Annotated in this window: 19 protein-coding genes; 4 read left to right on the top strand and 15 right to left on the bottom strand. The window is 68.2% G+C overall.

Annotated features, from left to right (window positions below):
• Window positions 1-187 precede the first annotated feature (187 nt).
• On the bottom strand, window positions 188-1,165 hold the full coding sequence (locus HMPREF3114_RS06870; protein ID WP_049414703.1) for an isopenicillin N synthase family dioxygenase: 978 nt from the start codon (window positions 1,163-1,165) through the stop codon (window positions 188-190).
• Window positions 1,166-1,315: 150 nt separating this feature from the next.
• Between HMPREF3114_RS06870 and HMPREF3114_RS06865 the strand changes: the two genes are divergently transcribed.
• The 3 genes from HMPREF3114_RS06865 to HMPREF3114_RS06855 are packed head-to-tail and all read left to right on the top strand — an operon-like array spanning window position 1,316 to window position 5,209.
• Window positions 1,316-3,193 carry a DUF3413 domain-containing protein gene (locus HMPREF3114_RS06865; protein WP_053500710.1) on the top strand — a complete coding sequence of 626 codons (1,878 nt, stop codon included), beginning with the start codon at window positions 1,316-1,318 and terminating at the stop codon, window positions 3,191-3,193.
• Window positions 3,194-3,213: 20 nt separating this feature from the next.
• On the top strand, window positions 3,214-4,359 hold the full coding sequence (locus HMPREF3114_RS06860; protein ID WP_053500708.1) for a glycosyltransferase family 4 protein: 1,146 nt from the start codon (window positions 3,214-3,216) through the stop codon (window positions 4,357-4,359).
• A complete protein-coding gene (locus tag HMPREF3114_RS06855) occupies window positions 4,352-5,209 on the top strand; it encodes a polysaccharide deacetylase family protein (RefSeq protein ID WP_053500706.1) in 858 nt (285 codons plus the stop codon). The genes HMPREF3114_RS06860 and HMPREF3114_RS06855 overlap by 8 nt, the downstream gene beginning before the upstream one ends.
• A gap of 80 nt (window positions 5,210-5,289) precedes the next feature.
• On the opposite strand, the gene glmM is transcribed toward HMPREF3114_RS06855, so the two are convergent.
• The 5 genes from glmM to trpB all read right to left on the bottom strand — a co-directional run bounded on the left by glmM (window position 5,290) and on the right by trpB (window position 10,447).
• Window positions 5,290-6,651, bottom strand: coding sequence for a phosphoglucosamine mutase (gene glmM / locus HMPREF3114_RS06850; protein ID WP_053500704.1), 1,362 nt, complete (start codon window positions 6,649-6,651; stop codon window positions 5,290-5,292).
• Window positions 6,651-7,526, bottom strand: coding sequence for an acetyl-CoA carboxylase, carboxyltransferase subunit beta (gene accD / locus HMPREF3114_RS06845; protein ID WP_005417947.1), 876 nt, complete (start codon window positions 7,524-7,526; stop codon window positions 6,651-6,653). The genes glmM and accD overlap by 1 nt, the downstream gene beginning before the upstream one ends.
• A 215-nt stretch (window positions 7,527-7,741) precedes the next feature.
• Window positions 7,742-8,551: a tryptophan synthase subunit alpha gene (gene trpA / locus HMPREF3114_RS06840; protein ID WP_005417949.1), complete on the bottom strand. Its 810-nt coding sequence runs from the start codon at window positions 8,549-8,551 to the stop codon at window positions 7,742-7,744.
• Window position 8,552: 1 nt separating this feature from the next.
• Complete coding sequence (locus HMPREF3114_RS06835) at window positions 8,553-9,233, bottom strand: hypothetical protein (protein WP_005417951.1); 681 nt, start codon at window positions 9,231-9,233, stop codon at window positions 8,553-8,555.
• Complete coding sequence (trpB, locus tag HMPREF3114_RS06830; protein WP_005417953.1) at window positions 9,230-10,447, bottom strand: tryptophan synthase subunit beta; 1,218 nt, start codon at window positions 10,445-10,447, stop codon at window positions 9,230-9,232. Before trpB ends, HMPREF3114_RS06835 begins: the two co-directional genes overlap by 4 nt.
• 97 nt (window positions 10,448-10,544) lie before the next feature.
• Between trpB and HMPREF3114_RS06825 the strand changes: the two genes are divergently transcribed.
• Window positions 10,545-11,432, top strand: coding sequence for a LysR family transcriptional regulator (locus HMPREF3114_RS06825; RefSeq protein WP_070489407.1), 888 nt, complete (start codon window positions 10,545-10,547; stop codon window positions 11,430-11,432).
• 71 nt (window positions 11,433-11,503) lie between these two features.
• Here HMPREF3114_RS06825 and HMPREF3114_RS06820 read toward each other — a convergent pair whose 3' ends face one another.
• The 9 genes from HMPREF3114_RS06820 to HMPREF3114_RS06780 all read right to left on the bottom strand — a co-directional run bounded on the left by HMPREF3114_RS06820 (window position 11,504) and on the right by HMPREF3114_RS06780 (window position 25,569).
• Window positions 11,504-12,613, bottom strand: coding sequence for a toxic anion resistance protein (locus HMPREF3114_RS06820; protein WP_070489405.1), 1,110 nt, complete (start codon window positions 12,611-12,613; stop codon window positions 11,504-11,506).
• Between the two features lie 44 nt (window positions 12,614-12,657).
• On the bottom strand, window positions 12,658-13,365 hold the full coding sequence (locus HMPREF3114_RS06815; protein WP_070489404.1) for a cell division protein FtsY: 708 nt from the start codon (window positions 13,363-13,365) through the stop codon (window positions 12,658-12,660).
• Window positions 13,362-18,749 (bottom strand): DNA repair ATPase, encoded by a 5,388-nt coding sequence (locus HMPREF3114_RS06810; RefSeq protein WP_070489402.1) that lies wholly within the window; start codon window positions 18,747-18,749, stop codon window positions 13,362-13,364. The genes HMPREF3114_RS06815 and HMPREF3114_RS06810 overlap by 4 nt, the downstream gene beginning before the upstream one ends.
• 82 nt (window positions 18,750-18,831) lie before the next feature.
• Window positions 18,832-20,850, bottom strand: a complete 2,019-nt coding sequence (locus HMPREF3114_RS06805) for a hypothetical protein (protein ID WP_005417967.1) — start codon at window positions 20,848-20,850, stop codon at window positions 18,832-18,834.
• Entirely contained in the window at window positions 20,850-21,524 is a 675-nt protein-coding gene (locus tag HMPREF3114_RS06800) for an OB-fold-containig protein (protein WP_053500243.1), read from the bottom strand. The genes HMPREF3114_RS06805 and HMPREF3114_RS06800 overlap by 1 nt, the downstream gene beginning before the upstream one ends.
• Window positions 21,525-21,692: 168 nt before the next feature.
• A complete protein-coding gene (locus tag HMPREF3114_RS06795) occupies window positions 21,693-22,349 on the bottom strand; it encodes a phosphoribosylanthranilate isomerase (protein ID WP_053500245.1) in 657 nt (218 codons plus the stop codon).
• Entirely contained in the window at window positions 22,346-23,116 is a 771-nt protein-coding gene (gene truA / locus HMPREF3114_RS06790; RefSeq protein WP_053500246.1) for a tRNA pseudouridine(38-40) synthase TruA, read from the bottom strand. The genes HMPREF3114_RS06795 and truA overlap by 4 nt, the downstream gene beginning before the upstream one ends.
• Window positions 23,117-23,149: 33 nt before the next feature.
• Window positions 23,150-23,512, bottom strand: a complete 363-nt coding sequence (locus HMPREF3114_RS06785) for a VOC family protein (protein ID WP_049414720.1) — start codon at window positions 23,510-23,512, stop codon at window positions 23,150-23,152.
• Window positions 23,513-23,538: 26 nt separating this feature from the next.
• On the bottom strand, window positions 23,539-25,569 hold the full coding sequence (locus HMPREF3114_RS06780) for a FimV/HubP family polar landmark protein (protein WP_053500262.1): 2,031 nt from the start codon (window positions 25,567-25,569) through the stop codon (window positions 23,539-23,541).
• Window positions 25,570-25,586: the final 17 nt, after the last annotated feature.

Raw genomic sequence — 25,586 nt, 5'->3', positions numbered from 1 at the left:
GTCCAAGTCTCGGGGGTCACTTCAAGGACGGGTTCACGGCGTGTTCTGCCAACCCACGCCGCCCCGCCCAACACGCAGAAACCCAGAGCCGATTTGGCTTTGGCCCTTGGCTTTGGCTTTGGCCTCTGCGGGTGCAGGGCGAAGCCCTGCAAAGAAAAAGGCCGCCTTTCGGCGGCCTCACTTTTCTTTACTTCAGCTTGATCTCGCGCAGGCGCTCCTCGAGGAAGCCGTGGGCGGTGATCGGCTCCGGGTACCGGCTCGGGTTCTCCGGGGTGATGCACGAGGGCAGCACGTCGATCAGGAAGTCCGGGTTCGGGTGCAGGAAGAACGGCACCGAGTAGCGCGGCTGGCGCGCCAGCTCGCCCGGAGGATTGACCACGCGGTGGATGGTCGACGGATAAACATGGTTGGTCAGGCGCTGCAGCATGTCGCCGATGTTGACCACGATCGTGTCCGCGTCCGAGGTGAACGGCACCCACTCGCCGTCGTGCGACTGCACTTCCAGGCCCGCGGCACTGGCACCCACCAGCAGGGTGATGAAGTTGATGTCGCCATGAGCACCGGCACGAACGTTCGGGATGTCGTCGGTGGTGATCGGCGGGTAGTGGATCGGGCGCAGGATCGAATTGCCGAAGTTGGTCTTGTCGGCGAAGAAATTCTCCGGCAGGCCGATGTGCAGGGCGAGCGCCGACAGCACGCGCGACCCCAGGTTGTCCAGCGCCTGGTACAGGCCGTACCCCCGCTCGCGGAAGCCCTCGACTTCGGTCGGCCACAGGTTCGGCGCCATCACGTCACGGTACTTGGAGTCGTCGGCGATCTCGCGGCCGATGTGCCAGAACTCCTTCAGGTCGAAGTGCTTGGAGCCCTTGGCGGTCTCCACGCCGAAGGGGGTATAGCCACGGGCGCCGCCGCTGCCAGGCACGTGGTACTTGCGCTTGACCTCTTCCGGCAGGGCGAAGAAGGCCTTGAAGGCATCGTAGGCCGCGTCGATGTCGGCCTGCGGGATGCCGTGGTTGCGGATGCCCGCGAATCCCCATTGGCGATAGGCCGCGCCCAGCTCGGCCACGAAGGCCTCGCGGTCGCTGTCGAAACGGGTGATGTCGAGGGTGGGGATCTGGCTCACAGCGGTTCCTGGCTTGTCATTGGGTCTGGGGGGCCAGCGCATTCATGGCCCGCCTGAACATTGTGACAGATCGCCCGGGGGACGCCACTCGATACGAAGAAACAAACCGATACAATGCGCGACCCGCGCGCGGATTAACGCTTCCGTCACGTTGGGCCCGCCCCTTTGCCCGCTCCCTGAATCCGCCCCGCCATGTCCGCAGCCGACCCTGCCGCACCCGCCCTTGAAGGTTCCACCCGGCGTTGGCGCCGGCTGGCCTGGTGGTCGCTGTTCGTCGCCGGCAATGCGGCCCTGGCTGCGGCGATCGCACTGGGCAACGTGCCGCTGCGGGACAATCCAGGCGGCAGCGCGGGCCTGGCCTACCTCGCCATCGCCCTGCCCGGCCACCTGCTCGCGTTCGGTGCGCTGGCCGGCCTGCTGCCGTTGCTGCTGGGGCTGTGGCCACGCACTGCCCGTACGCTGAGCATCAGCGCCGTTCTCCTGCAGGGCCTGTGGCTGTGCCTGCTGCTGGTCGACGCCAAGGTGTTCACCCTGTACCGCTTCCACCTCAACGCCATGGTCGTGAACATGGTGTTCGGCGGCGCCCTGCAGGACCAGGTCGCCCTGTCCTGGAAGACCTGGCTGCAGGTCGCGCTGCTGGTCGCCGCGGTCTTCGCCGCCGAAGGCCTGCTGGCCTGGGCGTGCTGGAAGCTGTTGCCGGCAGCGCCGCGCCGGCGACGGGTGCTGCAGGCGTGGGCAGCGGTCGCGCTTCTGATGGCCGGCGGCCAGGTCGCCACCGCCTACTACGACGCCCGTGGCGACCGCGATGTGATCGCGCAGTGGAACTACCTGCCGTGGGCGCAACCGATCACCGCCAAGAGCTTCATGCGGCGCCTGGGCGTGGTCAGCCAGCAGCAGGCCGGCCTGCCCGACCCGCGCCATGCGCAGCTGCAGTACCCACTGCACCCGCTGCGCTGCCAGAACCCGCATCGCCCCAATGTGCTGATGGTGGTGCTGGAATCGCTGCGCCAGGACGTGCTGACACCGCAGCTGATGCCCAACACGTCGGCGCTGGCGCAGGACGCGCGCGTGTTCGACCAGCACTTCAGCACCGGCAATGCCACCCGCTACGGCCTGTTCGGGCTGCTGTACGGCCTGCCCGGTGGCTACTGGCCAAGCATGCTCGACGAGCAGCGCGGCTCGCAGCTGTTCCAGGTGCTGGGCCAGCAGGGCTACGACCTGCACCTGTACGGCAGTGCGCCGTTGTACAGCCCGGAATTCGATCGCACGGCTTTCGCCGATGTGCGCGACCAGCTGCACCAGGGCCCATCGGCACTGAAGTCCGACGGCCGCGACCGCGCGATCATCAGTGCACTGCAGCAGGACATCCGCGCCAGCCAGGCGGCGCAGCGCCCGTGGTTCGGCTTCGTGTTCCTCGACTCCACCCACGCGCCCTACCACATGCCCGATGGTTACCCGCCCGTGGCGACGCCGATGGCTGCGGACATCGACTTCCTCAAATTCGGCCCGGAGCATGACCCGACGCCGGAACTCAACCGCTACCGCACCGCCGTGCACTACGCAGACAGCCTGATCGGCTCGCTGCTGGACGACCTTCGCGCACAGGGCCTGGCCGAAGACACCATCGTGCTGGTCACCGGCGACCATGCCGAAGAGTTCAACGACCTCAAGCTGAACTATTGGGGCCACAACGGCAACTTCTCCGACTACCAGCTGCAGGTCCCGTTCGTGCTGCATTGGCCGGGCATGGCCGCTGGCCGCGACGCCCGCACCAGCTCGCACGAAGACTGGGTACCGACACTGATGCGCCACGCGCTGGGTTGCGAGAACGCACTGACCGATTACAGCACCGGCCAGGACCTGCTGGCCGAACCGCAGGGCCCGCGTGCGCTGGTGGTCGAAAGCTGGTCGCAGCGCGCGGTGCGCCATGGCGATGCCATCTACGTGTTCGACAAGTTCGGCAACGCCACCGCTCTGGACCTGCGCTACCGGCCGCTGTCACAGCAGGCGCCCGACGCGGCCGCCGTACGCACTGCATGGGAAGCGCTGACCCGCTTCCGCAACCGCTGACCCTCAAGGATCGATCCTGCATGAACCGTCCGCTGCGCATCCTGCACACCGAAGCCGCCAAGGGAATGGGTGGGCAGGAGATCTACATCTTCCGCCACATGCAGGTGATGCGCGCGCGTGGCCATGAGGTGGCGCTGCTGTGCCAGCCCGAAGCGCGACTGGCCAAGCTGGCACGCGACGACGGTTTCACCGTGCACACCCTGCGCATGGGCGGCCTGCTGCGCCTGCTGCGCGGCATCTGGTCGGTCTCGCGCCTGGTGCGCCGCGAACGCTATGACGTGGTCAACACCACCAGCCGCCGTGACGCGCTGATCGCCGCCGCCGGCGCACGCCTGGGCGGCACGCCGCTGGTGGTGCGCTCGCGCCACCTGATGAGCCCGGTCAACTCGCTGCTGACCTATACCGGCCTGCCGCACCGGGTGCTGACCGTCAGCAGCTTCGTCAAGCAGTTGCTGGCCGAGCGCGGCATTCCGGCCGAACACATCGGTATCGTGCCGCCCATCGCGGTCCCGCCGCGCTGGAGCGAGATCCGCAAGGACGACCCCTGGCAATGCCTGCAGGAGGTACGCGCGGAAGTGCGCGCCGAGCTCGGCTTCGGCGAACAGGACGTCGTGGTCGGTTGCGTGGCGGTGCTGCGCGAACCCAAGGGCCACGCCGACCTGCTGCAGGCGATGGTGCCGCTGTGCAAGACGCACCCGAACCTGCACCTGGTGGTGGTCGGCGATGGCCAGCCGGTCATGGATCGACTGCAGGCGCTGCGCGACGAGCACGGGCTGCAGCAGCAGGTCCACCTGCTCGGCTATCGTGACGGCGCGTGCCGGCTGATGGCCGGCTTCGACATCTTCGCGCTGGCTTCGCACAAGGAAGCGGCCGGTACCGTGTTCCTGGAGGCCGCCTATGTCGGGGTGCCGATCGTGGCCACGCGCGTGGGTGGCGTGCCGGAAATGGTGGTCGATGGCAGCAATGCCATCCTCACCCGATTGGGCGACAATGCAGCCCTGACAGGCGCCCTGCGCCTGCTGGTGGACGATCCGGAACGGCGGCGGCAGATGGGCCGCGCCGGCTGGGACTGGATGCACGGCGCGCACCGGTTCACCCCCGACGGCCACGGTGAGACCACCGAATACTATTACCGCCAGTGGCTGAAGGAGCTGGGACATGGCTGATGCCCGAACCGTACCGGTGCTGATGCACCACCACGTCAGTCCGTCGCCGGGCATGATCACCGTGTCACCGGAGAATTTCGAAAGCCAGATCGCCTGGTTGGCCGGCAACGGCTGGACCTCGCTGACACTGGACCAGTACGCCGGTTTCCTGGCCGGCAAGCCGGTGCCGCGCAAGTCGATCGTGATCACCTTCGACGATGGCTACCTGGACAACTGGGTGTATGCGCACCCGATCCTGCAGAAGTACGGCATGCACGCAGTGGTGTTCGTGGTCACCGGCTGGATGGGCGAAGGCCCGGAGCGGCCCCATGCGGGGCTTGCCGGGGCAGTGCTGCCTGCCACGCCGGACCACCGCAGCTGCGAAGCGGCGATCTACGAGCAGAACCGCAGCGACGACGTGATGATGCGCTGGAGCGAAGCGCGCGCGGCCATCGCCGCCGGCACCTTCGAAGTGCATTGCCACACCCATACCCACACCCGCTGGCTGCGCCGCGACGACCTGGACCGCGCACAGCGCCGTGCGGGCCTGAGCCACGATCTGGCAGTCTCGCGCGAAGTCCTGCGGGACAAGCTCGGCGAGGTGTCCGATACGCTGTGCTGGCCTTACGGCGATTTCGACCAGGACCACATCGAGGTGGCGCGCGAGCACGGCTTCCGCTACCTGCACACCACCCACCCGTTCGGCCGTAATGTGGTCGGCGGCGATCCGGAACGCATCTACCGCTTCGCGATCCGCAACCGCCCGGCGAGCTGGTTGCGCAAGCGCATCGCCCAGAGCTACACCCCCCTGATCGCGCCGCTGTTCAATGGCTTCAAGGCGCGGCAGAAGAAGATGGTGCCGGGGCCGTGAGCCTCGCGCAGCCCTGCCGCGTGAACGAAAAACGCCCCGGCATTGCGGGGCGTTTCTGTTTGGGCGAATGCGCAGCTGCCTCAGGCGGCGGCTTCACGGACCGCCGCGGACAGGCGGTCCAGCGTGTCCTGCATCAGCGTTGCATCATCGGCCTCGACCGTGACACGCACCACCGGCTCGGTACCGGACGGGCGCAGGAACGCACGGCCACGGCCGGCCACCGACTGCTGCGCGTCGGCCAGCGCGGCCTGCACGCTGTCGGCCTGCACCGTTGCCTTGGCCGAGACATTGCCCAGCCGCACGTTGACCGTCTTCTGCGGCACCCGCACCAGTCCCTTCAATGCCTGGCGCAGGGTCTGCCCGCTGTTGCGCAACGCCACCAGCACCTGCAGCGCACTGACGATGCCGTCACCGGTGGTGGCCCGATCCAGGCACAGCAGGTGGCCGGAGGCTTCGCCGCCGAGCACCCCACCGCCTTCGATCAGCGCCTGGTGCACATAGCGATCACCGACGTTGCTGCGCACGAACGGAATCTGCAGATCGGCGAAGGCCTTCTCCACGCCGTAGTTGCTCATCAGCGTGCCGACCACCGGGCCGCGCAGGCGGCCTTCGGCTTTCCATGCGCGGGCCAGGATGTAAAGCAGGTCATCGCCGTCGACCGGGTTGCCCTGGTCGTCGGCCATCAGCACGCGGTCGCCGTCGCCGTCGAAGGCAATGCCGAGATCAGCGCGGGTTTCGCGGACCTTGGCCGCGAGATTGTCGATATGGGTGGAGCCCACGCCGGCGTTGATGTTGACGCCGTTGGGCTCGGCGCCAATGCCGATCACCTCGGCACCCAACTCGCGGAACAGCAGCGGTGCGATCTGGTAGGTGGCGCCGTGCGCGCAGTCCAGCACCAGGCGTACGCCACGCAGGTCGAACGCGCGCGGCACGCTGGCCTTGCAGAACTCGATGTAGCGGCCGACCGCCTCGCGGCCACGCGATGCCTTGCCCAGCTTCTCCGATTCGGCGGTGGTGAACGGAACGTCCAGCGCCGCTTCGAGGGCGAGCTCGGTGGCATCGTCGAGCTTCTCGCCCTGGGCGGAGAAGAACTTGATGCCGTTGTCGTAGTGCGGGTTGTGCGAGGCACTGATGACGATGCCGGCATCCACGCCCAGCGTACGGGTCAGGAACGCCACCGCCGGAGTCGGCATCGGCCCCAGCAGCTGCACGTCGGCACCGGCGGCCACCAGGCCGGCTTCCAGTGCCGCTTCGAACATGTAACCGGAGATGCGGGTGTCCTTGCCGATCACCACGATCGGCCGGCGCCCGTCCTGGCCGCGCTGGGCGACCAGTACACGGCCCAGGGCGTTGCCCAGGCGCAGCACGAAGTCGGCCGAGATCACGCCCTGGCCCACCCGGCCACGGATGCCATCAGTACCGAAGTACTTGCGGCCTCCCATCAAGCCACCTCCGGCGCCGGCTGACGGCCCAGCATCGCCAGCAGGTCGGACAGGCGGTCACGCAGCTCGCGGCGGTCGCAGATCTGGTCGATGGCACCGTGCTCCAGCAGGAACTCCGAGCGCTGGAAGCCTTCCGGCAGCTTCTCGCGCACGGTCTGCTCGATCACGCGCGGGCCGGCGAAGCCGATCAGCGCCTGCGGTTCGGCGATGTTGATGTCGCCCAGCATCGCAAAGGAGGCCGAGACACCACCGGTGGTCGGATGGGTCAGCACCGAGATGTACGGCAGCCCGGCTTCACGCAGCTTGCCCAGCGCGGCCGAGGTCTTGGCCATCTGCATCAGCGAGAACAGGCCTTCCTGCATGCGGGCGCCACCGCTCTGCGAGAAGCACACGTAGGGCGCACCGATCTCGACCGCGGTTTCTGCGGCCAGTGCGAAACGCTCGCCGACCACCGAGCCCATCGAGCCGCCCATGAAGGCGAAGTCGAAGGACGATGCCACCAGCGCACGGCCCTTGAGCAGGCCGCGCATGGCGATCAGCGCGTCGTACTCGCCGGTGTTCTTCTGCGCGATCTTGATGCGCTCGCTGTACTTTTTCTGGTCCTTGAACTTGAGCAGGTCGGTCGGCCCCAGGCGCGCACCGATCTCGGTGGTGCTGTCGGCGTCGAACAGGGCGGCCAGGCGCGCGCGCGCGCGGATCGCCATGTGATGGCCGCACTTCGGGCAGACTTCCAGGTTCTCTTCCAGTTCCGGACGGTACAACGCGCTGCCGCAGTTGCTGCACTTTTCCCACAGGCCCTCGGGGACACTGCGCTTCTTGCTGGGGGTGTTGTCGGTGCGGATGCCGGACGGCATCAACTTGCTGAGCCAACTCATGCGGGAGGACACTTCCGTTCAGGGCGGCCCAGGGGCCGCAAAGGCGGACAGTCTAGCTCCGCTTTCCCCGCCCGTGCACCCCCTTTCCAGCCGCGGGGCAGCCGGAAAAAACCATGCTGGGACGTACGTTTAGGTGCTGGGCGGTACCCGCCGCTGGCCGGCAGCCCTTGCACGCGAGCCATCAGGAGGATGCCGGCCAGCGGCCGGCAGTCCTGTTACGCGTCCAGCGCCTGCCGCAGCGGGGCGAGGAAGGCCCGGGCGCGCTGCACCGCGTCTTCCGCCGAGCCCGCTTCTGCCAGCGCCGCCACCAGCGCGCTTCCGACCACCACGCCATCGGCCTGGCGGGCCATGGCCGCGGCACTGGCGGCATCCTTGATACCGAAGCCCGCCACTACCGGCACCGATGCGCGCGCGCGCAACGCCTGCAGTCGGGTACTGGCGGCATCGCTGTCCAGGCGCTCGGACGCGCCGGTGACACCGGCAAAGCTGACGTAGTAGAGATAGCCACGGGCCAGCGCCAGCAGCTTGTCGGCTCGCGCCTCGCTGGTGGTCGGCGACGCCAGCAGGACCAGCGCAAGGCCGGCTGCGTCGAACGCCTGCTGGGCGTCGCCCGCTTCTTCCGGCGGCAGATCGACCAGCAGCACGCCGTCCACGCCGGCGTCGACGGCGGCCTTGGCGAAGGCCGCGTAGCCATGGATCTCCACCGGGTTGAGGTAGCCCATCAGCACCACGGGGGTCTGCGCATCGCGTTCGCGGAACTGCGCCACGGCCTGCAGGACGTAGCGGCTGCCGGCGCCGCGCGCCAGCGCGCGCTCGGAGCTGCGCTGGATGGTCGGGCCATCGGCCATCGGGTCGGAAAACGGCACGCCCAGTTCGATCACGTCGGCGCCGGCCTCGACCAGTGCGTGCATGACCGGCACGGTCGCCTCCAGCGAGGGATCACCGGCGGTGACGAAGGGAATCAGCGCCTTGCGCTGCTGTTCGCGCAGACGCAGGAAACAGGCATCGAGTCGGGATACGGGCATTTCAGGCACATCCTTCAATCAGTTCAATCGCATCGCTGGTTCCCCAGTACATCCGGGTGACCTTCCCTTCAAACAGTTCCAGGCGGATACCCAGGTCCGAACCCGGGTCCTGCCAGGTGAGGTACTCGCCCTGGTCACCGTCGTAGGCATGCGGGCTGGATACCGGCGGCTTCGGGAACTGCGCCATGGCCTGGGCACGGGTCATGCCGATGCGCAGGCCGAATGGACCGGGCTGTTCAACCGGCAGCTCCGGGTCGTCGCCCGGCTTCAGATCAAAACGGACCACGCGGTCGTCGTCGGTCATCATCGACACGCCCGGCGGCAACCCCCTGCCGTCGTAGTACTCGCAGTCGCCTTCGAAGAACTCTTTCGCGCCCTGCGCCTTCCAGGGCCCCAGTGACTTCAGGTCCCCCATGTGCTGGCCGACCAGCACTTCGCCGGCATGGTCCAGTGCCACCGAGGCGACGGCGGGGGCGTTGTCGCCGTTGCTCTCTTCCGCAGACGGCGGATCGACGATCGGCGTACGCGCCATCGGGTCGAGGTCATCGTTGGCGGCCGGCTGCTGTGCGGGCTGAGCGGTGGCTTTGGCAGCCGGCGCAAGCACTGGCGGTTCCGGCGGCTGGCACGCGGCCAGGCCCAGCACCAGCAGAAGCACCCCGCTGTTCCGCAGCAGCGCGCTCACAGCACCAGCCCTTCGCGCGCGGCGATGGTGTGCACGTCCTTGTCGCCACGGCCGGACAGGTTGCACAGCACGATCTGGTCACGCGGACGCTCACGCGCCAGCTTGATCGCCTGTGCCAGTGCGTGGCTGGACTCCAGTGCCGGCAGGATACCCTCGGTATGCGCCAGCAGGTGGAAGGCCTGCAGCGCTTCTTCATCGGTGATGCCGAGGTAGCGCGCACGGCCGGTATCGGCCAGGAAAGCATGCTCCGGGCCGACGCCCGGATAGTCCAGGCCGGCCGACACCGAGTGGGTCTCGATGATCTGGCCGTCGTCGTCGCACAGCACATAGGTGCGGTTGCCATGCAGCACGCCCGGTCGACCGGCGGCGATCGATGCGGCGTGGCGGCCGGTGCCGATGCCGTCGCCGGCGGCTTCGGCGCCGACGATCTCGACCTGGCGATCGTTGAGGAAGGCGTGGAACAGGCCGATGGCGTTGCTGCCGCCGCCGACGCATGCGGTGATCGCATCGGGCAGGCGGCCATACTCGGCCAGCATCTGCTCGCGCGCCTCGCGGCCAACGATGGCATTGAAGTCACGGACCATGCGCGGATACGGATCCGGGCCGGCCACGGTGCCGATGATGTAGAAGGTGTCCTGCACGTTGGTCACCCAGTCGCGCATCGCTTCGTTGAGCGCGTCCTTCAGGGTGGCCGAGCCGGAGGTGACCGGCACCACCGTCGCGCCCAGCAGCTTCATGCGGTAGACGTTGATCTTCTGCCGCTCGATGTCGGTGGCGCCCATGTACACCACGCATTCCAGGCCCAGGCGGGCGGCAACGGTGGCACTGGCAACACCGTGCTGGCCGGCACCGGTCTCGGCGATGATGCGCTTCTTGCCCATCCGCGCGGCCAGCAGCGCCTGGCCGATGGTGTTGTTGATCTTGTGCGCGCCGGTGTGGTTCAGGTCTTCACGCTTGAGCAGGATCTGCGCGCCGCCGACATGGTCGCTCAGGCGCTGGGCGTGGTAGATCGGGCTCGGCCGGCCCACGTAATGGGCCAGGTCGCGGTCGTAGGCAGCCTGGAATGCCGGGTCCTGACGGGCCTGGTCATAGGCCTGGGCCAGTTCCTGCAGCGGACCCACCAGGGTTTCGGCAACAAAGCTGCCGCCGTAGCGGCCGAAATGGCCCTGGGCGTCCGGGAAGGCGTGGTAGTCGGCAATGGGGGAGGCAGACATGGAAGCGACCGCTGGTTCGAGACAGGTGGATACTCTAGCGCACGGGTCTTGACCGGAAAATGGATATTATCTGGCGCATATCGTCAGGAAATCTCACATGAGCCGTTCCCTGCTGCCGCCGCTCAATGCGCTGCGTGCGTTCGAGGCCACCGCCCGTCTCGGCGGCGTTGGCCGCGCCGCACACGACCTGCATGTCACCCACGGTGCGGTCAGCCGCCAGCTGAAGCTGCTGGAAGACCATCTCGGCCTGGCGCTGTTCCAGCGTGCCGGTCGCGGCCTGCGCCTGACCGCTGCGGGCACGCGGCTGCAGGCAGCGTGCAGCGAGGCCTTCGGCGGCATCGAAGACTGCGTGCGCGAACTGCGGCGGCCGGCGGCGGCCCCGGCGCTGGTACTGGGCTGTAGCGGCAGCGTGCTGGCGCGCTGGATGATCCCGCGCCTGCCTGCGCTGCAGGCCGCCCTGCCCGGCGTGCGCCTGCAATGGTCAGCGCTGGATGGCAGCTTCACCGAGGCACAGGCGGCACTGGATGCGGTATTGCTGCTGGCGCAGGGGCCGTGGCCCCGCGGCTGGCAGGTGCGTGAGCTGGCCCCGGAACGGGTCGGCGTGGTGGTGGCCCCCTCGCATCCGGCCGCGCAGCGCCTGCGGCATGTACCGCCCTCGGCGCTGCTGCAGGAAACGCTGCTGCACACCAGCTCACGGCCGCAGGCGTGGCCGGCGTGGGCGCAGGCGCACGCTCTGGACCCCGCGAAGCTGCAGCTGGGTTCGGCCTTCGAGCATCTGTACTACCTGCTGGAGGCAGCGGTGGCCGGGCTGGGCCCGGCGATCGCACCCGAGCCACTGGTGGCCGAGGACCTGGCCGCCGGGCGACTGGTCGCGCCGTGGGGGTTTGCCGCCACCGGTGGTTTCTGGGTGCTGGCGCGACCGGACGGACCACCTGATGCGCGCGTGGATGCGCTCGCCGACTGGCTGGGCCAGCAACTCCGCTGACAACAAAAAGGGGACGGAGGGAATTAAGTCGTTTGTGCCACTTGCGACTTAATTCCCTCCGTCCCCTTTTTTCAGCTGGCGGTCGGTGTGGCCAGGCGCTGCTGCAGGTCTTCGCGCAGGCGCGACAGCTCGACTTCGGCCTGCTGCCGCTGCTGCATCCCTTCGCGATGGATGCTGCGCACTTCTTCCACCGTGGCGATCAGCTGGTCGTGCACATGGCGCAGCGTGGCCACGTCGATCACGCCGCGCTGGTTGCTGCGCGCGGTATCCACCGAGGCCTGGCGCAGCAGGTCGGCATTGCGACGCATCAGTTCGTTGGTGGCGTCATCGATGGCCGTGGACAGTTCGACCGCAGCCTTCTGTTCGCCCAGCGAGAGCTGGATGGCGAACTGGCGCTTCCACGACGGAATGGTGATGTCGCGGACGGTGTTGAACTTCTCGATCAGCTGCAGTGCGTTGGCCTGGATCAGGCGGATCATCGGCAGCGACTGGTCGGCGGCGTGCTGCATCAGCTGCAGGTCGGACACGCGCTTCTCGATCAACCGGATCGCATTGTCGATCTCGCCCTGGCGGATGCGCTGCTGGGGGTCCTCACTCCCCTGCCCGGCCAGCTGTTCGGCCTGCAGTTCGGCCAGCCGCTGCTTGCCCGCTGCCGCATACAGTCCGAGCGCACGACGTTCTTCGCGGACGATATCGTGCATGCGGTCGAACTCCCCCACGCGCTTTCCCATCAACGCCTGCTGCACGCCGACGTCGGCCAGCAGCTGTTCGATCTGCGCATTGGTGTCGCTGAACTTCTGCACCAGCTCGCCCTTGGAGGCGCGCATGCGATCAATCAGGCCACCGATCACCGGCACCTTCGATCGCTGCGTGAAGCCATCCAGCTTCAGGCTGCGCGCGATGCGCACCACTTCGCCCAGCTTCTCGCCACTGGCATCCAGGTCACGATTGCGCACCTGGTCCAGCAACTGGCTGGAGAACGCTGCGGTGCGCGTGGCCGCTTCGCGGCCGAACACCTGCAGGTTGCCCGGGCGCAGATCGTCCAGTTCCAGACGGATCTCGGCGATGCGCGGCAGGTCCTCGCGTACCAGTCCCAGCGCCTGCAGCGCACCTTCATCGAGCGCAGTGGCGGTGGTCGTGCCGGGTACGAGGGCACCGGGGGTCTGGCTGTCCTGGGTCATCGGGCAGTCTCCTTGCAGTTGGGTAAGCGGCAGCGGCGGCCGGCTTAAGGCAGTCTAGCCTGAGCCGCGGCCACCTCGTCATCGATCTGTGCGTGCAACGTGGCAGCCTTGCCAGCCAACGCAGCGCCCGCAGCGGCCTGGCCCGCCAGTACAGCCTGCCGCCAGGCCGGCAGCAGCACGTCATGGATGCGCGCGAAGCGTTGCAGCAGCATGTTGTCCTGGTCCTGCAGCAGCTGCCATTGACCGGCTTCCAGGCGGCGCAGCGAGGCCAGCCGGCGAAGATGGTCCAGCCGATGCGACAGCGCGGCCTGACCGGCGCAATCCAGCGTCGTCAGCCACGACGCAGCCAGTTCGGCCCAGCCGTCCAGCGCCGCGGCCGCCGCGGAATGCTCAACGATGGCCATGGCCCGCAGCTGCATGTGCTGCTGCAGGTGCTGGGCCTGCTCACGCGCCTGCAGGGCCAGTACGCCCAGCTGCGACTGCAGCGCGTGCCCTTCTGCTTCGCGAGCGACATCGCGCCCCAGCAGCCGTCCCCACCAGCCTTCCTGCTGCCGGATCTGCGCCGGGTTGCCGGCCTGCAGGGCCAGCGCGATGCGCGCAAGCGCAGCCACCAGGCGCTCGCCCGCATCCGGTGGCAACGGCGTTTCGCGCCGCGCCAGCGCCTGCAGCAACGGCGCACCATAGTCGGCCAGCGCAGCGACATCGACCGTATCCGGCAGCATCGGTGGCGGCAGTGGCACGCGCGTGGTCACGGCAGCGGCGGCGGCTTCGGCGTGGATGCCGGCATGCCATCGCCGTCTTCCGGTGGCAATGACTCGCCGTAGAAATGGCGCATCAGCGCCTCATCCAGCGCCCGCTCCTCCGGCGTCGCGGCGCGGCGCACGCGCGCGCGCTGAGCCACCACAGCGCTCGGCGTGCCCCGCTCGACCTGCTGTCGCGCCCAGCCGGCGAACGCGGCCAGGGTCTGCGACACCTGCACCTGCTGCGCCTGCGATGCCGCCAGCAACTCCACCAGCGGCGCCAGGCCCGCCTGCAGGTCTTCGGCCAGGGCCGTGGCCGGCACGCTGGGGGCTGCCACGACCGGCGCCGGCGCGGCGGCGGGACGCGCCTCTGAAAGGCGACGCAGGGCCTCCAGCAGCGCCGGCCACGGCGCCGGGTCCGCAACGGGGATCGCTTCCGGCGCGGGCGGTGGCAGCTGCAGCGCGGTGGCGATATCGGCCAGCTGCGCCACCACGCGCCCGCCGACATCGCTGTCGTCGGCACCCATGGCCTTGTTGCGCAGGAAGTCGCGCTTGATCTGCGCCCAGCGCTGCGCCTGCGTGTCATCCAGTACGCCGCGCAGTTCGGCCAGCTTCAACAGGTTCTCCTCGGCGCCGGTGGTCAGCAGCTGCGCCTCGCCCAGGTAGTGGTCGGAGATCAACTGCTGCAGTTCTTCCTCGTTCATCACCGGGGAGATCTTCTCGGCCAGCTTGTTCATGTTGCGGTAGCTGCCCTGCAGGCGGAACGGCGGCTCGGTGCGGTAGCGGTCGTCCTGTGCGGCGCTGGCGATGTACTGCTGGTTGACCCGGTAGACCACGTCGCGCACACGCAGCATGCGCTGCAGGGTGGCGGTGATCTCGTTGATCTCCGCGCTGCTGTAGGCGTGGCTGAGGCTGTTGGTCGAGACCTCCTTGCCCATCGCGCGGTCGACCAGCACATACAGGTCGGCCATGTCGCGCGTGGCCAGCGGCGCCAGCACCGGGTTGGAGGTCAGGCTGTTCTCGATGTAGCTGAGGGTGAAGGCGGCCTCCATGCCACCGAGCACGTCACCGAGGTTGTAGATGTCGGCACGGTTGGCCAGCATGTCCGGAATCTTGAACACCTCGCCGGACTCGGTGTACGGGTTGCCGGCCATCACCACGCAGAACTTCTTGCCGCGCATGTCGTAGGTGCGTGTGCGACCGCGCCACACACCCTCGATACGGCGGGTGCCATCGCACAGCGAGATGAACTTCTGCAGGAACTCGGGATGGGTGTGCTGGATGTCGTCCACATACAGCATGGTGTTGCTGCCCATTTCCAGCGCCAGGTTGAGCTTCTCCAGCTCCTGCCGCGAGGTCGCGTCCGGTGCCTGGGCCGGGTCCAGCGAGCGCACCTCGTGGCCCAGCGCCGGGCCGTTGATCTTCATGAAGACCAGGCCCAGCCGGTGCGCCACGTATTCCATCAGCGTGGTCTTGCCATAGCCCGGGGGCGAAATCATCATCAGCAGGCCCATCAGATCGCTGCGCTTGTTCTCGCCGACCGTGCCCATCTGCTTGGCCAGGTTGTCACCGATCACGCCCAGGTAGACATCGTTGATCAACTTGTTGCGTACGAACGAGGACAGCGGCCGCGCCCTGAACTCGGAAAGCCGCAGGGTCTCGCGCTCGCGACCGATGATGCCCTGGCGCAGCGCCTGGTAGGCATGGAACGCTGGCACGAAATGACGCAGGTGCTGCTGCAGGCGCGCCAGGAAATCATCCAGCGATACCACCAGCGTGCCATTGCTGATGCGTGCGTGTTCACCCAGCAGGCCATTGACCTCCGCCTGCAGTGCGGCATCGCTGGTACGGGTGCGCAACTGGCGCTGCACCAGCAGCAACGCGGCGGCTTCGTCGACATAGCCGGCATGCTGGGCATGCGCCGGCATCCGCGCCACTGCGCGCAGCCACTGCCCAGCCAATGACCAACGCGTAGCCAGTGGATCCTGGCCGCGCTGCAGGGCACGCTCGACCGCCTCACGCTGCCCCGCCTGCTCCAGCTGCTGGGCCAATGCCTCCAGCAGCGCCACCGCGTGGCGGCTGCTGCTGAACACCGGATCGCCCGCCGCCAGTTCTTCGCCCAGATAGGCGGATGCAGCCTGCGCGGCATCGGCATCGAACGGCAACACGTGGGACTGCGCATACGCCAGCAGCGCCTCGGCCATTTCTGTGCGCAACGCCAGACGCCCTTCGTCGGACCCCAGCAGGCGTGCCAGCGCCTCGGCGCCCACCTGCCGCGCCGGCCATTGCGCCACCGCTTCGCGCCGCTGCTCGGCGGCCCAGAACAGCAACGCCAGCGCACGCACCCGCGGTGCATGGCGCAGGCTGCCGGCCGCCTGCTGCAAAGGCAGTAGCGCACGCAGGATCAGTGCCGCATCGTGGTCATGGATGCCGCGCTCGTAGCCTTCGCGATAGCGTGGTGCGGCAAACGCACGCACGCGCTGATCCAGCGCTTCCGGGTTCGCGACGTCGTGCTGCAGCGCAGCCAGATCGAGGCCGTCGCGCCCCTCCTGCGCGGCCAGCAGCAGGCTGCCGGCCAGGTACTCGCCGCGATACAGCGTGGGCGATTCCGAGTCGAGGGTGACCGGCCAGAACGGCTTGAGTGCGTCCAGCTCCGGGTCGTGCAGGGTCTCCAGGAAGTCGGTGCCGGTCAGATGGATGGCCAACGTATCGCCACGCGGCAACAGGGTTAGGTCCAGTGCCTGCGTATTGACGCTGAAGCGATGGCGCGGGCCCAGCCGCACCACGTTGCCGCCGGCTTCGTACAGGTCACTGCGGTCGCGCAGCTGGCGCACTGCCTGGTCACGCACGCCCTTCAGCCGCGCCTCGATGTCGTCGGCCTTGACGTTGTCGTGCAGCGTGCGCAGGCGCTCGGCCAGCTCACGCAGCTTGAGGATCAGCGGATCGCCGGCAAAGAACGCGTTGAGCTCATCGGCGGTGGCGAAGCGCTCGGTGCGCCTGGCCAGGCCGTCGAGGATCCGATTGGCCGCATCCAGTACCGAACGCGCCTTGCGCTGGCGGTCATCCAGCAAGGCCTGCTTGTGCGTTTCGAAGGCCTCGACCAGCTCTTCGCGCTTGCTCAGGATGTCGCCGAGGAACTGCTCGTGTTCGCCAAACTGGCTCTCCAGTTCTTCCAGCTGGACCAGCAGGCGCGACAACTGCTCGTCGGCACGTTCGGGGTCGGTGGCCAGCGCCAGCGCGCTGGTGATCGACTGCGAGAACAGCGCGAACTGGGCGGCGAACTGCGCCACGGCCTCGGCCGAACCGAGTGACCTGCGGCGCTGGTCAGCACGCGCGCGCGCCTGGTTGAGGCGACCGTACAGCACCGAGATCGACTCGACCACGCGGGTGCGGGCAGTGGCATCGTCCACCTTCAGGCCGGCCATCAGCTCCGACAGCATGTCCAGGTCGGACGCCATGCCACGCAGGCCTTCCAACTGCTCGTCCAGCTGGCGCGCCGTCTGTGCCTGCTGCGCGGCATCGTCCAGCGCCTGCAGGCGCGTGGCCAGCGGCGCCAGCGCCTCCTCGCCGGCGAGGAAGTCACCGGTGGCGGCGCCAACACGGTCCTGTGCCTCCACCAGTTCGACGGTCATCGCCTCGATGCGCGCGGTGTCGATGTAGCGCAGCTCGCGGAGGGTCAGCAGCCGCCCGCGCAATGCGGTGATCGCGTTGAGGGCCTCGACGAAGGCCTGCACCTCGCTCCAGTTCTGCGGTTGCAGCCGGCCCAGCAGCGCCTTGTGCGCGGCCTCGGCCTCCAGCATCGCCTGCGCCGATTGCTGACGGATCGACTGCACCTTCTCGTACTCGTCCAGCACCGATTCGCCGGTCGCGCTGATCTGCCGCAGCAACGCCTCGGCGCCATCGCAGGCCGCGTCACCCAGCCAGTGGTGCGCATCGAACAGGCGCCGCGTATCGGCCACCAGGCGCTGGTAGCGCTGTACCGACACGTCCTGGCCATCGATCTCGCGCGCCAGGTTGAACAGGTTGGAAATGCCGCGCACCAGCTCGGCGTTGCCGATGCGGCCCATGAACGTGTTGCCGGGCGGCCGGTTGGCGGCGAACTCGTCACTGCTGAACGGCGTCTGCCAGACCTGCATCGGATGGATGCGGGTCGGTTCGCTGCCCTCGGCATGGAACAGCACCATGCGCCCGTCCTGCATCAAGGCGTAGCCATGGCCGAACACCGGGTTCTGCAGCACGCGCTGGATGGTGTTGTAGACGAACAGCGCCGAGCGCCCGCCTTCGCGCTCGTAGAAGATGTACAGCACGTCCTCGCCGTTTGGCGAACGGATGCTGCGCTTGAACTGCATGCCGGCCATCGAGGCATCAAATGCCTTGTGCTCGCCGCCCTGCAGGTAATAGCCACCCGGGAAGATCACGCCATGGTCTTCGGGCAGCTGCACGCAGGCCTGCACGATCGCATCATTGCGCACGATGCCGCCGGTCAGCGTGTTGTAGATCAGGCCGCGCCATTCGGTCTCGCGGTACGGCAGCACCTTCAGCAATACCAGCGAGCCGACCCGGGCGAACTCGAACTGGGCGTCGTCCAGCGACTGCGTGCTGTCCTCCACCGGCTCGCTGTAGATGCCCTGGCCGGTCTCGGTGTTGTTCTCCACCTTGATGGTGAGATCACCGCCGGTGGTCTCCACGAACAGGGTGTCGAGGATGTTCAGGTGCGAATGCCGGCCACTGACCGCAAGGTCGCGGGTGGCCTTGGTCCATTCGAAATCAAACGGCGGCGGCAATGCGATGTCGCGCTCACCGCGCGCATCCAGGTAAGTCAGCTCGCCCTCGCGCGACAGCGCCCAGCGGAACACGCGCACGTCGCTGCTGCGCTCGCCGATCTGGAACGAGGCCAGCAGCTTGTCGCCGACCACGATCAGCTGCAGCAGGCGCGCGTGCTTGTAGTAGGCATACAGCTCGTTGAAATCGTGCACGAAGCCGGGCTGGTCGAGGAAGCTGCCCTTCAGTTCCAGCGCAGCGACGTCGTAGCCGTCGCTGCCCTGCACCAGCCGGTACAGGCCGAACACATCCTCGATGCGGGTCTGGGTCTTCAACCCGATGAACACGTTGTAGCCGAACAGCAGGCGGTCCGGGCCCACCTGCACGATGTCACGGCCGACGCAGTTGTTGTCGCTGCGGATGCGGAAGCGCCCGACCACCTCCAGGCGGCTGTCGCCGAACTCGGCCAGGCGCTGGCGGTTGAGCGTTTCGGCCAGGCCCTGCAGGCGCTGGCCCTGCTCGGCCAGGCGGCGGCGCAGGACTTCGTAGGCGCCGCCCTGGGCGACAGCCTGGTCGACGGTGCTACCGCCGGCCTCCGGCGCAGTGGATTCGGCGGACGGATGGGTTTCAGACATCAGCAGGTTTCCGGCTCACGGGCGGACGGCCGCGGTTGCGGCCGGCGCGGGCGGGCGATGGCGGCGGCCATCGCCCGATGCATCAACGGGCGCTGTCGACCACGGTAGCCGACACGGTCGGTACCGCTTCGGCATCCTCGGCGATCTGGCGCGGCGCCGGTTCGGCCACGGCCACGCCCAGGTAGCGCTGCATCAGCTCCTGCACGATCGGGCTCTTGCCGGCGAAGCCTTCGATCGACTTGCCCAGCGACACCGCCTTGACCAGGTTCTCGAACATGCCGCCGTCGCCACCGACCAGGTCGATATCGGCGTTGCGCAGCGCGCTGGCGATGACATTGGCGTTCTCGCGCGAGACTTCCTTGCCGGCTTCGATCGAGGCCAGCGCCTGCTTCAGGCTGTTGTCCAGCATCATGCGGAACTCTTCATGGCCACGTGCCTGGTCACTCAGCGAGGCGATGGCTTCGAACTTGCGCACCAGGCCCTCGGCCTCGGCCAGCAGCTTCTTCTGCACCACGCCGGCTTCGGCATTGCCCAGCGACTCGGTGGCGGTGGCACGGGCCAGGCCCATCTTTTCCTCGCCCTGTGCCTGCGCCTGCAGGGTCTCGGCCAGCACGCGGGCTTCGTTGCTGCCCTGCTTCAGGCTGGCTTCGGCCTTGGCTTCGATCACGCGGGCCTCGGCAATGCCGACCTTCTCGATGGCCAGCGCCGAAGCTTCACGCACCTGCGCTTCGGCCAGGCCCGGCGCTGCCTGTTCGGCACGCAGGGCATCAGCCAACAGGCGCTTGGCTTCGGCCTGCTTGCCGGCCGCTTCATGCTCGGCCTGGGCCAGCGTGGTCAGTTCCACCGCGCGATGCTTTGAAGCGGTCTCGCGCGCCTGCGCTTCCTTGACTTCGCGCACCAGCGCTTCCTGCGCCTTGGCCTCGGCTTCCAGGATCAGCACCTGCTTCTGGCGGTCGGCCTCGGAGACTTCGCGCACTTCCTTGATGCGCTCCTCTTCCTGCGCCACGGTCTTGTCGATGGAGATGCGTTCACGGGTGATGTTGGCCACGTCCATCTTGCCCTGCTCGACCACCTTGTCACGCTCCACGCCCTGCAGCTGCACTTCACGATCGGTGGTGACCTGCTCCAGCTGGCGTGCGCGCTCCACGCGCTCGGCCTCGATGGCCACGGCACGCTGGCGGTTCTGCTCGGCCACTTCCACTTCGCGCAGGCGGTTCTGGTCGCGGATCTCGATCAGCTGCTGCGCTTCGATGCGGGCATTCTCGGACAGCTGGCGCTGTTCTTCCTGCACCTTGGCGGTCTCGGCCTCCTCGCGCGCACGGATGGTCTCGATCTCGCGCTTCTGCCGCGCTTCGGCTTCGGCCTGCTGGCGTTCCAGGGCCAGCAGCGCTTCGCGCGCTTCCACGTTCTTCTTGGTGATGGCGAGCTTCTCGTTCTGCTCCAGCTCGTTGGTCACCACGTTCTGCGCGGCGGTCAATTCGGTGATCTTGCGGATGCCCTGCGCATCGAGAATGTTGAACTGGTCCAGCAGCGATTTCGGGGTCTGTTCCAGGTAGTCGATCGCCACGTCCTCGAGAACGTAGCCGTTCAGATCATTGCCGATCACCGCGATGATCTCGTCGCGGAACTCCTGGCGCTTCTCGAACAGTTCGGTGAAGTCGAACTTCTTGCCGACCGTCTTCAGCGCTTCGGAGAACTTGGCGTTGAACAGCTCGTCGACGGCATGCTTGTCCGATGCACGGTCGGCACCGATGGCCTTGGCCACCCGCAGCACGTCGGCCTGGGTCTCGTTGACCCGCAGGTAGAACGCCACGGCGATATCGGCACGCATGTTGTCGCGGCAGATCAGGCCTTCCTTGCCGCGGCGGTCGATCTGCAGCGTGATCAGGCTGATCCGCATCAGCTCGGCGCGGTACAGCACCGGGATGATCAGCGCACCGGTGAAGTGCACCTTGGGCGTGGAGCTCATGTCGTTGACGATCAGGGCCACGCCCTGGTCGACCTTGCGGTAGAAGGCCTTGAACAGGCCGGCCAGGCCGAGCAGTGCGACCAGCAGCACGGCTACGCCGATCAGGAAGGGGGCCATGGTTGCCAACGTCATCAGTGATTCTCCTTGTTGCCCGGAAGCAGGTTGTCCTGGAAGTCGAGGGCGACCGCGTCGGCGCGGACCACCCGGTAATGGTGTTGATCAGCCACGTGTTCGACCAGCACGATGCGCTCGCCACGCTGCAGTTCGATCTCGCTGCGCACCTGCAGCACCAGTCCGGCGCCGCCATCGTCGAAGGTGGCGTGACCGCTGCGGGCATCCACCTTCGGCGAGGCAACCACGCCGGTACGCCCCAGCAGCGAGGCCTGCGCCACCGGGCGCAGGCGCAGCAGGAACCTGCGGACGGGGCGCAGCAGCAGCGCGGTGAACGGCACCGCCGGCAACGGCGCCAGAAGGGCCACGACCGCACCGATGGCCCAGCGCAGCAGGTCCGGCAGCGGCAACAGCACGAACAGATGGACGAAATAGGTGACGATCCAGGCGAAGAAACCCAGCAGCGTCACCACAAGCATGAGGGGAACCCCACCCAGGCCCCAGCGCGCCAGCAGCGCGGACAGTCCCTGCAGATCATGTGGGTCGCCATGCAGTGCCCCATCGGCGCCGGCATCGCCAAACCCGTCGTCGACCAGGCCGAAGGCCGCCAGTGCCCAATACAGCACCGCCACCGCCAGCACGATGCTGTACGGCAGGGTCGGGAAACCGAACACGACGGTGAGGAACTCCTGCATCGCTTGCCTTCCTGGGCTGTGGGCGGCGGCCGCCCGTTCGGGACGCGCCGGACGCGCCCCGTCGATCCCCGCGCCGGCCCTCATGGCAGGCGCGCTTGGGACCATCCTATGTGAAGAATGCGTGCAGGCTCAAATCCAGGTCCAGATCACGGCAAATAGTGACGACAATCACTCAAGAACCGTGCAATCGGCGCGGCGCACTTCCTCGACGAAAGTACGCATCCTGTAGCCGTCCTTGATGCCCGGCTCCAGTTCGATGCCGCTGGAGACATCCACGCCCCACGGCAGGGTGGCCAGCACCGCGTCATAGACGTTTTCCGGATTCAGGCCACCGGCCAGCAGGAACGGCCGGTGCAGGCCGGTCGGAATGCGGCCCCAATCGAAGGCCACGCCGGTGCCGCCACCGCCGCCCGGGGCATGGCTGTCGAACAGGAAACCGGCGGCGCTGGGATAGCGCAGCTGCAGGGTGCGGGCGTTGATCTCTTCACGCCCGCCCATGGCGATCGCCTTCAGGTAGGGCATGTTGAAGCTGCGGCAGAAGCCCTCGTCTTCCTCGCCGTGGAACTGCAGCAGGGTCGGTCGTACCGTGCGCAGCACCTCGCGCACCTCTTCCTTGCTGTTGTTGCGGAACAGCGCCACCACGTCGACCATGGGCGCGATCGCCTGGCGCATCGCGCGCGCTTCGGCCGGAGCGACCCGGCGGCTGCTTTCACGGGCAAAGATGAAACCCACCGCGTCCACGCCCAGCTCACCGGCCAGGCGGACATCGCCGGCCCGGGTCATGCCACAGAACTTGATGCGTGTGCGGTAGTAGGAGCGGCTCATAGCGTGACCTCGGCGGGCAGGTGCCAGTTGTCGGGGTACAGGGGCCCAAGGAACACCAGGCCCTGCGGCGGTGCGGTGGGACCGGCTACGGTGCGATCGCGCCCGGCCAGCAGTTCGGCGATCCATTCCACCGGCTTCTCGCCACTGCCCACCAGGATCAGCGATCCGACGATATTGCGGACCATGTGATGAAGGAATGCATTGCCCTGCACGGCAACCTCGATCACCTCGCCCTGGCGGCTGACCTGCAGTGACTGCAGCTCACGCCGGGCGTGCAGCGCCTGGCACTGCACCGAACGGAACGCGCTGAAGTCGTTCTCACCGAGCAGGGCCTGCCCGGCGGCGTGCATCAGGGTCTCGTCCAGCGCGCGCCGCTCCCAGCTCAAGGTCTGTCGGTCCAGCGCGGGCCGCACTTCGCGGTTGAGCAGGCGGTAGCGGTAGCGGCGTGCGCGCGCGGAGAAACGCGCGTGGAAATCCCCGGCCACCGGCACGCACCAGCGCACTGCGATCGAGCGCGGCAGGCGGGTGGTAGTGCCCAGCATCCACGCGCGCGGATCGCGCACCACGTCGGTATCGAAATGCACGACCTGGCACTGGCCGTGCACGCCGGCATCGGTGCGGCCGGCACAGACCACCTGCAGCGGCGAATCGGCCACCGACGACAGGGCCTGCTCAAGGCTGGCCTGCACGCTCGGGCCGCCCTCGCCGAGGTTCTGCCAGCCCCTGAAATCGCTGCCGTCGTACTCGACGCCAAGCGCGTAACGCATGTGCTACCTCAGATGTTGCGGGAGGGGCGGCGCTCAGGCCGGATCGCGTTCGGACCACACCGCCAGTTCGTTGCCACCGGGCTCGACGAACTGGAAACGGCTGCCACCGGGGAAGGAAAACACCGGCCGCACGATCTCACCGCCAGCGTCAAGCACCGCCGCTTCGATCGGTGCCAGCTGGTCAGCGTACAACACCAGCAGTGGCGCACCGGCATCGCTGGCCCGCAGCGGCTGGCCGCGGAAGAAGCCGCCCTGCAGGCGGCCGTCGTCGAACGCGGTGTAGTCGCTGCCATAGTCTACAAACGACCAGCCGAACGCCTTCTCGAAGAAGGCGCGGCTGGCTGCAGGATCCGTGGAAGCGAATTCAACGTAGTCGATGCGGCGCTCGCGGCTCATGACGGGGTCCTTGTCGGCAGGGTCGATCACGGCAGGCGGGCCAGCAGTTCGCGGGCCTGGGCCTGGCAGTGCAGGTCGCCGCCCTCGGCCACTTCCTGCAGCAACGTACGCGCGGTCTGGGCATCGCCCAGGTCGAGGTAGGCGATGGCCAGCTCAAGGCGCTCCTGCCCGGCGCGCGGCGCCCAGCCGGCATCGCCGGCCGGCGCCACAGTAGCGTCTTCATGCGGCGCTGCGGCCAGCGCGTCGTGCGGCGCTGCGCCTGAAGCCTCGCCGTCAGAGTGCTCGGCCGGCAGGTCGAACACGCCGCGGAACTGCGGCTGCTGTTCGGCGTGCAGCGCGTAGTCCGGCACTGCCACCTCGCCGGGGGCCGCCTGCGCGAGCGGCTCATCCTGCGCGGCGGCGGCCGGCGTGGGATCATCCTCCTGCGTGGGCACCGGCTCGTCCCAGCGCGGCAGGTCGGTCACTGCCTCGGGCAGCTCCACCACTTCGTCATCGCGCAGCGTCTGCGCCTGCCAGTCAGCCTGGGCGGCGACGTCGGCGACCGGTTCGGCAGCCACGTCATCCTGCCCCCCGGTTTCGCTCGCCCAAGCCGGCATCGCCGGCTCCTGGCGGCCCGCTTCGGGCCCCACCGACGACCACGAGGACTGCTCGGCCAGGGTATCCAGCGCCGCGCCCGCCGGTACCGCAGCGGTCAGACCGGCGGCATCGTCTTCGTCGCGCAGCGGCGGCAGCGGCGATGGCTTGCGACGACGCAGCAGCCAGGCCGCACCGGCCGCCAGCAGCAGCACCGGCAGCCCCAGCCAGTACCACGGCGTTGCCGCATCGCGGGTATCCGGTACCTGCGCCAGGCGCTGCTGCGCGGCGGCCAGGTCGTTGTCCTTCATCGCGATCAGCGACTGCTGCTGTTCCTTGAGTTTTTCCAGGTCGGCGACGCGCTGCTTCAGCTCGCCAATCTCGGCATCGCGGGTCGCGATGTCCTCGCGTGCCTGGCGCAGTTGTTCGTTGCCCAGCATGTCACCCTCGCTGCCGGCTCCAGTGCCGGTGGTTGTGCCCGCGCGCGCGGCGTCGGAAGCCAGCGCCGGGGCGATTTCAAGTCGTGCCCCATTGGCCGCGGCCGGGGAAGAAGCGTTCGTGGTTGCCGCCGCGGCCACCGGGGCGACGGTACCCGCCGGTTGCGGCACGGTGCGCGCCTGCCGCCACTGCGCGGCATGCTCGCGCACCAGCACTGCGGCCTCGGCGGCATCGACCGCCGCCAGTGCATCGCTGTCTGGCATGCGCAGTACGGCGCCTTGCTTGAGCAGGTTGACGTTGCCGCGGATGAAGGCCTCCGGGTTGGCCCGCAGCAGGGCGATCATCGCGCGGTCGCGGCTGACCTGGTTGCCGCGGGCCACCGCGCTGGCGATCTGCGACAGGGTCTGCCCACGCTGGACGATGACGCTGCCATCGGCTGCCTGCGCGGCAGCGGGTGCAGCCCCTGCACGCGGGCGAGCCGATGCAGGTGCCGGCGCTGCCGCAGTGGACGGCGCAGGTGCGCTTGCGTTCTCCGCAGCGGCCGGTGCCGGTGCAACATCACGGACGATGGTGTTGGAGAGGGTACCTGCCGGCGCGACGATTTCCGGTTCGGCCACCGCCAGTGCGCTGGAGGGCGCATCAACCAGTGCCGAGTATTCGCGCACCAGGCGGCCCTGGCCCCAGTCGGCCTCGATCAGGAAGCTCAGCGACGGGGTTTCGACCGGCGTCTGCGAGGTCACCCGCACCACCGCCCTGCCCTGCGCATTGCGGGTCAGTTCGAACTGCAGCTCGCTGACCAGCCCGGCCGGCCGCTGCAGGCCGACGCGTTCGAAGGTGACCGCAGAGGCCAGCGCGACGCGCAGGTTCTCCAGTTCGGATGGATCGGCCGAGACTACCGGGATTTCGGCCAGCAGGGGCTGGCCCGGCTTGGACAGGACACGGATGTCACCCAAGCCCAGGGCAAGCGCCGAACTGCTGGCCAGGGCCAGCAGCGCGGTGGAAAGATAGAGGAGCGGGCGCTTTGCGCCCCTGGCCCGTTTATTCATGGGCGACACTATAAAGC

The sequence above is a fragment of the Stenotrophomonas sp. HMSC10F07 genome (genome assembly GCF_001807895.1).
Classification (GTDB): Bacteria; Pseudomonadota; Gammaproteobacteria; order Xanthomonadales; family Xanthomonadaceae; genus Stenotrophomonas; species Stenotrophomonas sepilia.
This window is presented reverse-complemented; position numbering and strand designations above follow the sequence as displayed.

Coding starts and splice junctions, on each gene's coding strand:
- HMPREF3114_RS06825 (WP_070489407.1), top strand. CDS start 10,545: ATGAGCCGTTCCCTGCTGCCGCCGCTCAATGCGCTGCGTGCGTTCGAG.
- HMPREF3114_RS06860 (WP_053500708.1), top strand. CDS start 3,214: ATGAACCGTCCGCTGCGCATCCTGCACACCGAAGCCGCCAAGGGAATG.
- HMPREF3114_RS06805 (WP_005417967.1), bottom strand. CDS start 20,850: ATGACGTTGGCAACCATGGCCCCCTTCCTGATCGGCGTAGCCGTGCTG.
- HMPREF3114_RS06870 (WP_049414703.1), bottom strand. CDS start 1,165: ATGCGCTGGCCCCCCAGACCCAATGACAAGCCAGGAACCGCTGTGAGC.
- accD (WP_005417947.1), bottom strand. CDS start 7,526: ATGAGTTGGCTCAGCAAGTTGATGCCGTCCGGCATCCGCACCGACAAC.
- trpB (WP_005417953.1), bottom strand. CDS start 10,447: ATGTCTGCCTCCCCCATTGCCGACTACCACGCCTTCCCGGACGCCCAG.
- HMPREF3114_RS06795 (WP_053500245.1), bottom strand. CDS start 22,349: ATGAGCCGCTCCTACTACCGCACACGCATCAAGTTCTGTGGCATGACC.
- HMPREF3114_RS06785 (WP_049414720.1), bottom strand. CDS start 23,512: ATGAGCCGCGAGCGCCGCATCGACTACGTTGAATTCGCTTCCACGGAT.
- HMPREF3114_RS06800 (WP_053500243.1), bottom strand. CDS start 21,524: ATGCAGGAGTTCCTCACCGTCGTGTTCGGTTTCCCGACCCTGCCGTAC.
- truA (WP_053500246.1), bottom strand. CDS start 23,116: ATGCGTTACGCGCTTGGCGTCGAGTACGACGGCAGCGATTTCAGGGGC.
- trpA (WP_005417949.1), bottom strand. CDS start 8,551: ATGCCCGTATCCCGACTCGATGCCTGTTTCCTGCGTCTGCGCGAACAG.
- HMPREF3114_RS06865 (WP_053500710.1), top strand. CDS start 1,316: ATGTCCGCAGCCGACCCTGCCGCACCCGCCCTTGAAGGTTCCACCCGG.
- HMPREF3114_RS06855 (WP_053500706.1), top strand. CDS start 4,352: ATGGCTGATGCCCGAACCGTACCGGTGCTGATGCACCACCACGTCAGT.
- HMPREF3114_RS06810 (WP_070489402.1), bottom strand. CDS start 18,749: ATGTCTGAAACCCATCCGTCCGCCGAATCCACTGCGCCGGAGGCCGGC.
- glmM (WP_053500704.1), bottom strand. CDS start 6,651: ATGGGAGGCCGCAAGTACTTCGGTACTGATGGCATCCGTGGCCGGGTG.
- HMPREF3114_RS06820 (WP_070489405.1), bottom strand. CDS start 12,613: ATGACCCAGGACAGCCAGACCCCCGGTGCCCTCGTACCCGGCACGACC.
- HMPREF3114_RS06780 (WP_053500262.1), bottom strand. CDS start 25,569: ATGAATAAACGGGCCAGGGGCGCAAAGCGCCCGCTCCTCTATCTTTCC.